Below are 13,029 nucleotides of genomic sequence, written 5' to 3'. Positions count from 1 at the left end.
ATTGACTATTGTAATTTTTGTAATTCATGAACGTACATAACAATTTTCCACCTTTGCTCAGGGGATAATTGCGATTTGTGTGAACCCATAAGGTTAACACCGTGTGTAATAGTATGGTAGATCTTACCATCAGTAAGGTCTTTCATAGAACCACCTCTTGAGGAATTTCCTGTACCATAAGAAGGCGGGGCAGGAAATTTACCTAACTTGACAATTGATCCATCACCTTTTCCTTCTAAACCATGGCATTGAGAGCACATGTTAAGATAAAGTGTTTTACCCTGCTCTAAAGTTGGAACACTAACCGGTAAAGGGTTGGTTAATGACGCGCCTGCTGCCTGATATCCTTCAAGTGTATTTGGATACACATCATTTTTATCAAATCCAACAGGCATTGTTCCTGCAGGTGGATTTTGTGCGGTCTTTCCGTCTTTAAAATTCTTATTTGCCTGATCCGGATTGTAAGCAATCGGATCATACATATTACGTGCAAATTCTAATCCTGTACTTCTATTATTTGAACAGGAAGAAATAACTGAAGCAGCTGCCACAGTTAAGAAAGCGGTACAAATTATTAGGAGCTTATTCATAACTAACATATTTCCTTTCGTTGTGCTTAACTTCAACAGCACCGGCTTCTTTTAAAATGTCATCAATTTTATCATGGTAAGGATTTGCTTTTGCATCAATAGCAACAACAAATCTGTCATTCGTAGCACGCAGATCCATTACTCTTGGTGCACGTCCGGGAGCCAGGTGGTTTACAAAAAAGTAAGTACCTACCATCCCGAAGGCTGCAAATAATACCGTTAATTCAAACATGATCGGCACAAAATCAGGAAAAGCAAAGTTTGGCTTTCCACCAATATTCATTGGCCAATCAATAACCAGCATGTAAGTGATCATTGAAATAGCAGTGATCGTTCCGGTTAAACCGAAACCAAATGCCACCTTACCCAAGCGTGAACGCTTGATTCCAAGCTTATCTTCAATACCGTGAATAGGCATCGGAGTATAAACATCATAAACACTGACGTTGTTCTCCTGAAGCTTATCTATTCCATGCATCAGATCATCCGGATCCGCAAAATGACCTAAAATATATTTTATATTACTCATCGTTAAACTTTTTCGTATTCAGCAACTTTCGGTGAAACACTATCATATTTCTCAAGAGATTCAATGTAGTAATCCGCCTGTCCTTTATCTACTACCTGCTCAGCAATCAGCTTTTGCTTAGCCTGATCACTTGAACTCTTAAGCAATAATTTCACCTCTGCCATTGCAATTGCCGGCAATACCCTGAGGAATAAAAGGAATAATGTAAAGAACAAACCGATCGAACCAATGAATATACCCACATCAACCCAGCTAGGGTAGAACATTACCCAACTTGATGGAAGGTAGTCGCGGTGTAATGAGGTTACGATAATTACAAAACGCTCGAACCACATACCAATATTCACAACAATTGATAATAACCAGGACAAAGCAATACTTGTACGAATCTTTTTGAACCAGAATAGCTGCGGAGAAATAACGTTACAGGTCATCATGATCCAGTAAGCCCACCAGTATGGTCCGCTAACCCTGTTCAAAAATGCATACTGCTCATATTCAACTCCTGAGTACCAGGCAATAAATAATTCAGTTAAGTAAGCCACACCCACAATTGATCCAGTAAGAATGATGATCTTATTCATCGATTCAATATGGAACATCGTAATGTAGTTTTCGAAGTTCATTACTTTACGGGTAACAAGCAATAATGTTTGAACCATCGCAAATCCTGAGAAGATCGCTCCCGCAACAAAGTACGGAGGGAAAATCGTTGTATGCCATCCCGGAATTACCGATGTTGCAAAGTCCATGGATACGATCGTATGTACCGAAAGTACAAGCGGAGTAGAAACACCTGCAAGTATCAGTGATACCAATTCAAAACGCTGCCATGTTTTAACTGAACCATTCCATCCGAAAGAAAGAATAGAATAGATACGACGACGGGTACCAATTGCACGGTCACGGATAGTAGCAATATCAGGAAGTAAACCAGTATACCAGAATACTAAGGAAACTGAGAAGTATGTTGAGATCGCAAATACGTCCCATACCAATGGAGAGTTAAAGTTCACCCATAATGACCCGTATTGATTCGGTAATGGAAGTGCCCAGTGAAACAACCACGGGCGACCCATGTGTGAAATAATATAGGAAGCGGCACAGATAACGGCAAATATGGTCATTGCCTCTGCTGAACGGTTGATCGAGTTTCGCCAATTCTGACGGAAAAGGAGTAATACGGCCGAGATAAGCGTTCCGGCATGACCGATACCTACCCACCATACGAAACCTGTAATATCCCAGGCCCAACCTACAGTTTTATTTAATCCCCATTCTCCAATACCAAACCAGAAGGTCCAGCTAACTGAGAATACCCAAAGGCCTGCACCCATGGCAGAGACTATAAAGCCAATCCACCAGGCTTTATTCGGTTTGTTTTCTACGGGAACCAATATATCTTCGGTGACCTTGGAGTAGGTAATATTTTCACCGGTTACTAAGGGTTCTCTAAGTATAGACTCGTGATGAGATGACATATCTTTATTGAATTTCTTGTATTAAACCTCTACAGTATTTCTAACCTTTGTTTGATATCCAACGCCTGGTTTTACGTTGATCTCTTCCAGTACATAGTATGTACGTTCGCTTTTCAACGCTTTTGACACTTCAGATTCAGGATCATTACCGTCACCAAAGATGATCGCATTGGTTGGACAAGTTTGCTGACAGGCAACTTTAATATCGCCATCTTTCAACTTACGCTTGTCTAATTTAGCTGATAGCTTACCAGCCTGTATACGCTGAACGCACATAGAACATTTTTCCATTACACCTCTTGAACGGGTAGTAACATCAGGGTTTAACACTAATTGTGTAAACTCATTGTTCATGTAATTATCAAAACGAGAATCATTCCAGTAGTTAAACCAGTTAAATCGACGCACTTTGTACGGACAGTTGTTCGCACAATAACGTGTTCCGATACAACGGTTGTAAGCCATTTGATTCAGACCTTCTGAAGAGTGTACTGTTGCCAGTACCGGACAAACAGTTTCACAAGGAGCATGATCACAATGCTGACACATCATTGGCTGATGAATTACAGAAACGTTATCAAGATTCTCAAGCTTACTTATTTCATCTTCTTTGGTTACTTTATTATCACCATCATTTATCGCATAATAACGGTCAATACGTATCCAGTGCATTTCACGACGACGGCGAACCTCATCACGACCTACAACAGGAATGTTATTTTCAGCATTACAAGCAACAATACAAGCACCACAACCTGTACAGGCATTCAAGTCGATTGCCATTACCCAATTGTGACCAGGCTGCTCAAATTCATTCCATAGATCATATTTATTAACATGAGCATGTCCTGTACCTGCAGTTGGATCTTTTAAGAAGTTTTTTAAGGTTGTTTCACGAACAACATTTCTACCTTCAATTGTATGGTGTGTTTGTGTTTGAGCAAGCTCATAGGTACCTGAAGCCTTGCTTATGCTTGCAGCAGTTGAAATCTGCAAGGTTGCATTTACAAGGCGAAGGAATGGATATGCATTCTTACCAACTTCAGAACCGGCTTTTCCAGCCTTTACTCTTCCGTATCCTAAAGCTACAGAAACAGTTCCATTAGCCTGACCCGGCTGAAGCAATACCGGTAAAGTAACACTGTACTTTTCAGTTTTTATCTCAACAAGATCTAATTCAGCTATACCTAATTTTTCAGCAAACTTAGGATTGATAGCTGCGTAATTGTCCCAGGTTACTTTTGAAACCGGATCAGGTAACTCCTGTAACCATGGATTATTTGCAGACTTACCGTCGCCGATAGCTACATTCTGATAAATATGAAGCTCTATTGCATTCTCGCCACCTTTTGCAAGGCTGTTGCTTTCAGCTATAATGGTCTGAACAACTGAATTCAATTCACGTGAGAATGAATAAACCCCTGCAGATCTTGCAGGAAGAGTAACTGAACCTTTTTGTAAAAGCTCTTTCCAGGTTGTTCCTGATTGAGCAAGAACTGATCTAGACCAGTTGTTTTGTATGTACTGATAGTAATCTGTAACTGCATTTTCAGACCAGATCAATAATCCCTGCTCAGCACTACGAGAGTTATAAACAGGATTGATAGTAGGCTGAACAATAGTATAATAACCTTCTACAGGATTTGAATCGCCCCATGACTCTAAGTAATGATGATTTGGAGCAATTACCTGGCATAATGAAGCTGTTTCATCCTTGCGATCGGCAAAAGAAACGCGTAATTTAACTTTGCTCAAAGCATCAGTAAATGCTTTTGCATCATTAAATTCATAGGCAGGATTACTATTTAAGAAGAAAACTGCATCTACTTCACCGCGATTCATTTCATTTACGAACTCAACAAACTCTGCATCATTTCCAGCATACTGGTATGAAGGATTGTCAAGATCGATTGTAGTACCATAACTGCCTAATAAAGCATTAATGGCATTAACAACTATCTGAATTGAAACATCGTTTGATCCGCTTATAACAAGTGAAGCACCTTTAGCAGCTGAAAGTTCCTTTGCAGCAAGTGCGATAGCCTTTTCAGCATTTTGATTATTTGCAAGAGGCTTAGAACCTGTTACAACACCTCCAAGTGCAGCATATAAATTAAGAAGGGCAATACCTTCTTCAGATGGTTTTAATGGAAGACGTGCATCTGCATTAGAGCCAGTTAAGCTCATTCCCGTTTCAAACTGAATATGACGGGACATCTTTTTACCTTCTAAAGAGGCGTTATTTCTTTTGGAAACATACTGGCGACTGAACTCTAATGGAGAGATCCAGGTTCCAAGAAAATCTGCTCCGAAACTCACGATCAGATCAGCTTTGTCAAAACGATATCTTGGAAGCACCGCTTTTCCAAAACTATTTTCGTTAGCCTTTATAATTCCGGTATAGGAAACAGCATCTACCTGAATATGTTTTGTATTTGGATATTGAGCAGTAAAGTCAGCAATTACAGCTTTAGTAGAAGGGCTGTTGACAGTAGAAGAAACGATACGGATCTTTTTGCCTCCTGTTTTTGCCTTTAATAATTCCTCTTTTACAAATTTATCGATGCTCTCCCAATTAGAATCAGCATCATTCAAAACCGGAACTTTAAGTTTTGAAACATCATAAAGATCAAGAACTGAAGCCTGTCCTTTTGCATCTAAACTACCTTTGCTCAGAATACAGTTAGGATTTCCTTCTATCTTAATCGGACGGCCTTCGCGTGTTTTTACAAGAACACTGTGACCATTGAAGGTAGATGTATAATAATTAGGAATACCAGGTACAATTTCTTCAGGTTTTACCAGGTAGGGAATTGATTTATGAACCGGAACTTTCTGACATGCAGCGAGGGTTACTGCACCCAAACCAAATCCAAGTGCCTTTAAAAAATCGCGTCGTGGGGCTACGGTACTTAAACCTGCCTCATTCAGAACTTCTTCCATTGGAAGCGGTTCAGCGAACTCGTTTTTGCTCTTCTCAGCAAAATCTTTGGTGTTCTGCAGCTCTTCTAAACCTTTCCAGTATTTTTTATTGCTTTCCATTTAAGCTATATAACTGTATACGTATGTTATCTTAAAATTTATTATTCTTAGTAATGACACTTGCTACATTCCAAACCACCTAAGACAGCAGCTGTAACTTTCTCACCCTTTTTCAATTTGTCATGCGCAGCGATCAGCTTATCGTAATAAGGATTATCCTTGTGATCAACCTCTGTCTGCTTATGGCAATTGATACACCATTTCATTGTTAGCGGAGAATATTGATAAACTTCCTCCATCGTTTGAATTGGTCCGTGACATTTTTGACATTCAATACCAGCAACTGAAACGTGCTGAGAGTGGTTGAAGTAAGCCAGGTCAGGTAAATTATGTATTCTGATCCACTCTACCGGTTTGGTATTTTCACCATACTGTTTAGTATCCTCATTGTAATCAAGAGCAGTGTAAATTTTCATGATCTCAGGAGAGGTCTTTCCATCATACTTTTCTGATGCCGTAACGTAATTATGGCAATTCATACAAACATTAAGTGATGGTATTGAAGCATTTTTTGACGTAAATGCACCAGAGTGACAGTACTGGCAATCAATCTTATTTACTCCAGCATGAAGCTGATGAGAAAATTTGATCGGCTGAACCGGTTGGTAACCTGTATGAACACCTGTTTCCCACATACCTTTCCATCCGGCTGAACCAAGGAAAATAATACACAATAAAACTATGAAGAGAATGAATTTTTTGTTTTTGGATAATTTCTTTAATCCGGCGAAACGATCTTTATCTGCCGCCTCTTCTTCTTCAACTTCTATTCCTTTTTTCTGAAGCATAACACGCTCCAGCGTCTTGATAACCTTGTTCAGGACCAAAATGACAAGAAATGCGATGATAATTACAGCAAGAAGGCCGAATAACATGAAGTTACTTACACCTCCCTGATCTGCTGCACCACCTGCACCAGCCTGAGCTGCGCCTGGAGCTGCTGCCGGTTTCGGATCTCCTACCTTAACATAAGCGATTATGTTCTTGATGTCATCATCTGACAATTCAGGAAAGGCTGACATCATAGCCGGAGAGTACGCAGACGCTGTAACAGCTTTAGCATCGCCTGAAGCAATAAATGCAGGAGCATTCTTGATCCATTTGATTAGCCAGGCTTCATCGTACTTTGTGTCTACACCTTTTAAGGCCGGACCTACAACCGCTTTTTCAATGCCATGGCAAGCGGTACACTTTTGCTTAAAAATCGCTGCCCCTGCTGCCGCATCCTGTGCACTCGCTGAATTTACAGCCGCCGCGCTCAGAAAAGAAATCAGTATCAGTGATTTTGTAACACTTCTAAAAAACAATGAGATGCTTCTCATATTGAGTATTTAATGCTTAAAATTTGAAACGTATAATTAAAAAGTCGATAGTTCTGTGTTATCAACATTTTTCAGTTGACAAAAGTATAGTTTATTCAATTACGGATGACATTAACATGACCTATTTTATCAATTTATAATCATTCTAAATTATATTGAAAAACTTGGCCTATTCACTCATTTAACTGATTTTACTAAAAATATGATTTTTTGCACTCTGCAGGCATTTGCATATAATTTTAGAAATACTATTGTTTCAATACCCAGGCAAAAATGAGTGGTGCAACAATAGTTGCATCAGATTCAACAATAAATTTAGGTGTATGAATATCCAATTTACCCCATGTTATCTTCTCATTTGGTACTGCGCCTGAATAGGATCCAAAAGAAGTGGTAGAATCTGAGATCTGGCAGAAATAACCCCAGAATGGAATGTTTTCCATTTCCATATCCTGATATAGCATTGGTACCACACAAATAGGGAAATCACCTGCAATGCCCCCTCCTATCTGGAAAAAGCCCACACCCTTACCACCTGAATTTGCAATATACCAGTCGGCTAACCAACCCATATACTCGATACCGCTCTTCATTGTTGAAGCTTTCAGTTCTTTCTTCATCACATAAGAAGCAAAAATATTCCCCATCGTTGAATCTTCCCATCCAGGTACAACAATTGGCAAATTCTTCTCAGCAGCGGCAAGCATCCATGAATTCTTAGGATCGATCTCATAGTATTGCTCCAATACTCCGCTCAAAAGCATTTTATACATAAATTCATGTGGGAAATAGCGCTCACCTGAATCATCCGCATCCTTCCATAATTTATGAATATGCTTTTGCAACCTCCTGAATGCTTCTTCCTCAGGAATACAAGTATCCGTTACACGGTTATAGTGGTTCTCTAACAGGTCCCATTCATCCTGAGGGCTTAGATCCCTGTAATTTGGAACACGCTTATAATGTGAATGAGCAACCAGATTCATGATATCTTCCTCCAGGTTAGCTCCGGTACATGATATGATCGATACTTTGTCCTGGCGGATCATTTCAGCAAGGGAAATACCTAATTCAGCGGTACTCATGGCACCAGCCAAAGTGATCATCATTTTACCACCTTCATCAAGATAGGTTTCATACCCTTTTGCAGCATCCACCAAAGCAGCGGAATTGAAATGAAGGTAATTTTTTTCTATAAATTGGGATATTGGTCCTCTTTCTACACTCATAATATTATTTTATTGACAAAAATAAATATTTCCTCCGGATGGGCGAATGTTTTATGTGAAGCACGTGAATTTGAGCTAAAATAAGTGATACAATCATTAATTTCTTAATATTAAGGTCACTACCTATATTTATCATTTAAAACCAACCAATTATGATCCAAAACCTAAAATATTATGTACTTGCAGGTGTAGTGTTAGTAGCTGCCTGCAATCAAAATAATCCTAAAGTAAGCGACGATGATGGTCTTTCTGCCTTTAGCGCCGATAGTTTGAGGCTGCATGTTGCCGAGCTTTCCAACGACTCGCTTCTGGGCCGCAAACCATTTACGCAGGGTGAGACTAAAACGATTGCATATCTGCAAAAACAATTCAAAGCAGTTGGCCTGGAACCTGGAAATGGAGATAGCTTTATTCAGGAAGTACCCATGGTCAATATCCAAACCACGGCAGCACCGGAAATGCAGGTAAACACATCAAAAGGCAGCTTTAAGCTAAAAGGCCTTGAAGACTATGTGATCTGGACAGATAAAATTACGGATAAAGTAAGTCTGGAGAATACTGAAGTAGTATTTGCAGGTTATGGTGTAAATGCACCAGAACATAACTGGAATGATTATGAAGGCCTGGATGTAAAAGGAAAAGTAGTGATGGTGATGGTGAATGATCCGGGCTTTGCAGCAGGAGACTCCACTCTTTTCAAGGGTAAGACCATGACCTATTATGGGCGCTGGACCTATAAATTTGAAGAAGCGGCACGTCAGGGAGCAAAGGCATGTCTGATTGTGCATACCACAGAAGGTGCAAGTTATCCATTCAAAGTAGTACAGAATAGCTGGAATGCTTCCAAGCTAAGGCTTGACGACCGTGGTAAAAACAATTCCTATACCGACATCAACGGCTGGCTATCTCTACCTGCAGCTAAAAAACTAATTGCAGCAGCAGGCCAGGATTCATCAAGCTTTTTTGCTCAGGCAGATAAAAGAGGATTTAAAGCCGTTTCTCTGGATCTTAAATTAAGTACCAGTCTGGCTGTTAAGACCACCTTCAATAAATCCATGAACGTGATCGGAAAAATAACAGGAAGCAAACGTCCGGATGAAGTGATCATTTACACCTCACATTGGGATCATCTGGGAATTGGGACTCCGGATGAAACCGCCGACTCGATATACAATGGAGCATTTGACAATGCCAGTGGCACTGCTAGTCTAATTGAACTGGCCAGAGCATTTAAAAGCCTCAAAGTTCAGCCGGAAAGAACGATCATATTATTGGCAGTAACTGCTGAAGAGCAAGGCCTTTGGGGATCCGCATATTATGCTCAAAACCCAATTTATCCGGCAGCAAAAACAGTAGCTAATATCAATATTGACGGTGTGAATCCATTTGAAAAAACCAAAGATATCATCATTGTTGGGCAGGGACAATCGGAGCTGGAAGAATATCTAAAGGAAGCAGCTGAAAAAGCGGGGCGCGTAATTTCTTACGAAACCCATCCGGAAGCGGGATATTATTACCGTTCCGACCATTTCAATTTTGCGAAAGCAGGTATTCCTGCATTGTATACTTCCAATGGGGTAGATGTTATTGGAAAAGAACCTGGTTATGGACAAAAGGCAGATGATGAGTATACTGAGAAACATTATCACCGCCCCTCAGATGAATATGATCCGGCAAAGTGGACATTCGAAAGTGGAATAGATGACATCAAACTACTATTCCAGGTAGGTAAAAGACTGGCATTTGAAGAAAAGATGCCACAGTGGAAAGAAGGATCTGAATTTAAAGCAATTCGGGAGAAAAAATAATAATCTTAAAAATGCCTGCCTTTTTTCGAGTATTAAGTCGTGGCATCCGCCACGATGACAAATCAGTATTTAACTGTTGAGGAGATTCCGGTTCGGAGACTGGAATCTCTTTATTCACACAGCAATCCATTATTATAGTGGGCTCGACCCTCCTCCTCCCTCCATATTCAAAATTCGTTTCTATTCAATATTGATGTTTCAGGCTTCATTCCTCACCGCTTCTTACCAGCTCCTGAAATGTTTATTACCTGTTTCTATATTAACACAAATTAAACCCGAAAGAAACACAGGGAAAACGCAGACTTGTCCGCGTTTAGTCCGCGTTTAGTGTGGGTTTCCTATGGGTTTACTATGCGTTTGCTGATAAGCAAATACGAACATTGCCTCACCCTGTCTGCCCACAGGGATTACGGGATTTTAAGGTGGTGATTAGAGCGATTTCCCAATGGCAATTTTACTTAAGATCCAATCCTATTCAAACTATATTTAACTTAGCGGCCTTTATGAATAAATATCTGCTAAAAAAACTTCCGGTATTAACCTTACTTCTACTGCTCAGCACCAATGGCTTCGGTCAAATGAAGCTTATTAAAAAACTTTTCTCCAGTGATGCCGACACCGGCCGTTCCAATAGTTTTCTTCCGCTTCCGGTACTTGGATACTCACAGGAAACCGGCGCAGAGATAGGCGCTTTAAGTCTATATTCTTTTTATACAGACCGTAAAGATACCCTTACCCGCACGTCAAGAATTACTGGTGTTGCCACTTTTACGACCAAAAAACAAACAAATTTTCAGCTAAAATCAGATATCTGGTCGCCTCAAAATAAATATCATTATACCGGTGAAGTCCGCTATAAGAATTTTCCATTCAACTTTTACGGCATCGGCAATTCAACTTTAGAGTCAAATGAAGACCCCATTACTCAGAAACTATTTAAGCTGAATGGCGGGATTGAAAAACGATTTGGAAAAACACGATACACCGGTTTAAATATTGCTTTTGAAAGTTATCGTTTCAGCGATAAGACCACAGGCGGAATTTTCAGTACAGACCCTGCCATTTTTGACAAGGACGGCGGAAAAGTTTTATTTATCGGATTCACTCAGATCATTGACAGTAGAAACTCCAATACCTATACCACCAAAGGTACTTTTGCACGAATGAACTACTCCTACGCACCTGATATTTTCGGGGGCGACAATTTTAGTGGCAGCCTTTTTAAAATAGACCTGCGAAATTTTCATGGGATCAGCAAAAAAGCAACATTTGCCCTGAATGCGAATTATCAATCGCTGAATGGCGAAAACACTCCTTTTTATCTGTTGCCCCAGCTTGGAAGTGATGAAATGATGAGAGGTTATTATGCAGGACGTTACCGCGATGAGAATTTATTGGCCCTGCAATCTGAAATACGTTTAAGGTTCCATCCGCGCTTCGGAATTGTTGGTTTTGTGGGAACTGGGACTGTTTTCACCCGGAGAGATTTTAGTCTGAAAGATTTCAAACCAAACCTGGGTGGTGGATTTCGTTACTTCTTCGATATTGAAAGAGGCTTAAGTGTCCGGATGGATTACGGAATAGGTGAAAAAAATCCGGGAGAAAAAAGACAAAGTGGATTTTATTTAAGTTTAGGAGAGTCGTTTTAATAAGGGGTAAAGAATTTTACTAATTTGCATCCGGGAAGACCATCCTTCATCTAAAAATATGGTTTATGCAAAAAATCAATAGTGCCTTACTATTCATTACCCTCCTGTTCTTATTATCCTGTGCTGAAAAGCAACATAAAACTGAAGATCATTTACTCAATGCTCTGGCAGAAGACTATGTTCGTCTTGGTTTAAGCATCGGCCAATATGATGCTGATTTCGTGGATGCTTATTATGGTCCCGATTCACTAAAACCTGCAATTTCCAAATCAGAAATCTTTCCAAAAGACAGTCTCCTCAATCAGGTTTCAGAACTAAGAGTTAGCCTGGGAAATATTTCAGAAAAACTTAGTGATACCAGTAAGGTCAGAGCCAGATGGATGTCACAGCAGCTTTTAGCTTTCGACAGGCGTATCCGGATCTATTCAGGCGAATTCAAAACTTTTGATGAAGAATCCGAAGATCTGTTCGGTATATCTGCACCTGCTTATCCCGAAGAACATTATAAACTTTTGCTCGACACTCTTGAAAAACTATTGCCAGGTAAAGGAAGTGTTCAGGATAGATTCCAGAATCTGGCTAACCAATTCATTATTCCTGAAAATAAACTGGATACTATTTTTAAACGAACCATAGCAGAAGCAAGAAAAAGCACCAAAGCCTATTATGATCTCCCTGAAACTGAAAAATTCAGCATAGAATATGTAAAGGATAAGCCCTGGAGCGGTTATAATTGGTATAAAGGTAATTATACCAGTGTGATCCAGATCAATACCGATACACGGATCTTTATCGAAAGAGCAATTGATGTAGGCAGCCATGAAAGTTATCCGGGGCATCACGTTTATAATATGCTGCTGGAAAAGAATCTTTACCGCGACAAAGGCTGGGTTGAAATTTCGCTATATCCTTTATTTAGTCCGCAGTCTTTCATTGCTGAAGGCAGTGCTAATTATGGCATTGACCTTGCATTTCCCGGCGACAGTAAGATCAGGTTTGCAAAAGACATACTGCTCCCATTGGCCGGACTTGATACAACTTTCATTGATATTTATTTTGAAGCTTTAGCCATAAGGGGAAAGCTGAACTATGCCAGAAATGAAGCTGCGAGAGGCATTGTCAATAAAACTATGACTGATAAGCAGGCCCTTGAATGGCTGATCAAATATTGCCTTTACAACGAAGAAACAGCCCTTAAATCGATCAGCTTTATAAAAAAATACAGGAGCTACGTGATCAATTATAATTACGGACAAGATCTTGTCAGGAAATATGTTGAGGCAAAGGGAACAGACACTAAAAAACGCTGGGAGGTATTCGGGAAATTGCTGAGTAACCCGGTTTTGCCGGAAGAACTACTGATCAAATAATTGCCATAA

The 13,029-nt window shown here is 39.9% G+C and carries 9 protein-coding genes; 3 read left to right on the top strand and 6 right to left on the bottom strand.

Translation table 11 applies throughout. From position 1 onward, the window contains the following. Positions 1-5 precede the first annotated feature (5 nt). From BLR27_RS11210 to BLR27_RS11185, 6 genes are all read right to left on the bottom strand, one after another. Positions 6-599 (bottom strand): c-type cytochrome, encoded by a 594-nt coding sequence (locus BLR27_RS11210; RefSeq protein WP_090704932.1) that lies wholly within the window; start codon positions 597-599, stop codon positions 6-8. Further along, positions 583-1,119, bottom strand: a complete 537-nt coding sequence (locus BLR27_RS11205; protein WP_090704930.1) for a DUF3341 domain-containing protein — start codon at positions 1,117-1,119, stop codon at positions 583-585. Before BLR27_RS11205 ends, BLR27_RS11210 begins: the two co-directional genes overlap by 17 nt. A gap of 2 nt (positions 1,120-1,121) precedes the next feature. Beyond that, positions 1,122-2,600, bottom strand: a complete 1,479-nt coding sequence (gene nrfD, locus BLR27_RS11200) for an NrfD/PsrC family molybdoenzyme membrane anchor subunit (RefSeq protein WP_090704929.1) — start codon at positions 2,598-2,600, stop codon at positions 1,122-1,124. A 21-nt stretch (positions 2,601-2,621) separates the two neighbouring features. Next, positions 2,622-5,642 carry a TAT-variant-translocated molybdopterin oxidoreductase gene (locus tag BLR27_RS11195; RefSeq protein ID WP_090704927.1) on the bottom strand — a complete coding sequence of 1,007 codons (3,021 nt, stop codon included), beginning with the start codon at positions 5,640-5,642 and terminating at the stop codon, positions 2,622-2,624. A gap of 47 nt (positions 5,643-5,689) precedes the next feature. Beyond that, complete coding sequence (locus tag BLR27_RS11190) at positions 5,690-6,964, bottom strand: cytochrome c3 family protein (RefSeq protein ID WP_090704925.1); 1,275 nt, start codon at positions 6,962-6,964, stop codon at positions 5,690-5,692. Between the two features lie 248 nt (positions 6,965-7,212). Further along, entirely contained in the window at positions 7,213-8,193 is a 981-nt protein-coding gene (locus BLR27_RS11185) for a deoxyhypusine synthase family protein (protein WP_090704923.1), read from the bottom strand. A 152-nt stretch (positions 8,194-8,345) separates the two neighbouring features. On the opposite strand from BLR27_RS11185, the gene BLR27_RS11180 reads away from it, so the two are divergent. The 3 genes from BLR27_RS11180 to BLR27_RS11170 all read left to right on the top strand — a co-directional run bounded on the left by BLR27_RS11180 (position 8,346) and on the right by BLR27_RS11170 (position 13,020). Continuing rightward, entirely contained in the window at positions 8,346-10,001 is a 1,656-nt protein-coding gene (locus BLR27_RS11180; protein WP_090704920.1) for a M28 family metallopeptidase, read from the top strand. Positions 10,002-10,504: 503 nt separating this feature from the next. After that, positions 10,505-11,650: a BamA/TamA family outer membrane protein gene (locus BLR27_RS11175; protein WP_090704919.1), complete on the top strand. Its 1,146-nt coding sequence runs from the start codon at positions 10,505-10,507 to the stop codon at positions 11,648-11,650. 65 nt (positions 11,651-11,715) lie between these two features. After that, positions 11,716-13,020 (top strand): hypothetical protein, encoded by a 1,305-nt coding sequence (locus BLR27_RS11170; RefSeq protein ID WP_090704917.1) that lies wholly within the window; start codon positions 11,716-11,718, stop codon positions 13,018-13,020. Positions 13,021-13,029: the final 9 nt, after the last annotated feature.

Origin of the sequence: Daejeonella rubra (genome assembly GCF_900103545.1) — a bacterium.
GTDB lineage: Bacteria > Bacteroidota > Bacteroidia > Sphingobacteriales > Sphingobacteriaceae > Daejeonella > Daejeonella rubra.
Note: the sequence above shows the minus strand (reverse complement) of the source record. Positions and strands in the feature narration are given on the sequence as shown.

Bases quoted from the DNA above. Each gene is read 5' to 3' on its own strand.
- BLR27_RS11210 (WP_090704932.1), bottom strand. From the start codon at position 599: ATGTTAGTTATGAATAAGCTCCTAATAATTTGTACCGCTTTCTTAACT.
- BLR27_RS11205 (WP_090704930.1), bottom strand. From the start codon at position 1,119: ATGAGTAATATAAAATATATTTTAGGTCATTTTGCGGATCCGGATGAT.
- nrfD (WP_090704929.1), bottom strand. From the start codon at position 2,600: ATGTCATCTCATCACGAGTCTATACTTAGAGAACCCTTAGTAACCGGT.
- BLR27_RS11195 (WP_090704927.1), bottom strand. From the start codon at position 5,642: ATGGAAAGCAATAAAAAATACTGGAAAGGTTTAGAAGAGCTGCAGAAC.
- BLR27_RS11190 (WP_090704925.1), bottom strand. From the start codon at position 6,964: ATGAGAAGCATCTCATTGTTTTTTAGAAGTGTTACAAAATCACTGATA.
- BLR27_RS11185 (WP_090704923.1), bottom strand. From the start codon at position 8,193: ATGAGTGTAGAAAGAGGACCAATATCCCAATTTATAGAAAAAAATTAC.
- BLR27_RS11180 (WP_090704920.1), top strand. From the start codon at position 8,346: ATGATCCAAAACCTAAAATATTATGTACTTGCAGGTGTAGTGTTAGTA.
- BLR27_RS11175 (WP_090704919.1), top strand. From the start codon at position 10,505: ATGAATAAATATCTGCTAAAAAAACTTCCGGTATTAACCTTACTTCTA.
- BLR27_RS11170 (WP_090704917.1), top strand. From the start codon at position 11,716: ATGCAAAAAATCAATAGTGCCTTACTATTCATTACCCTCCTGTTCTTA.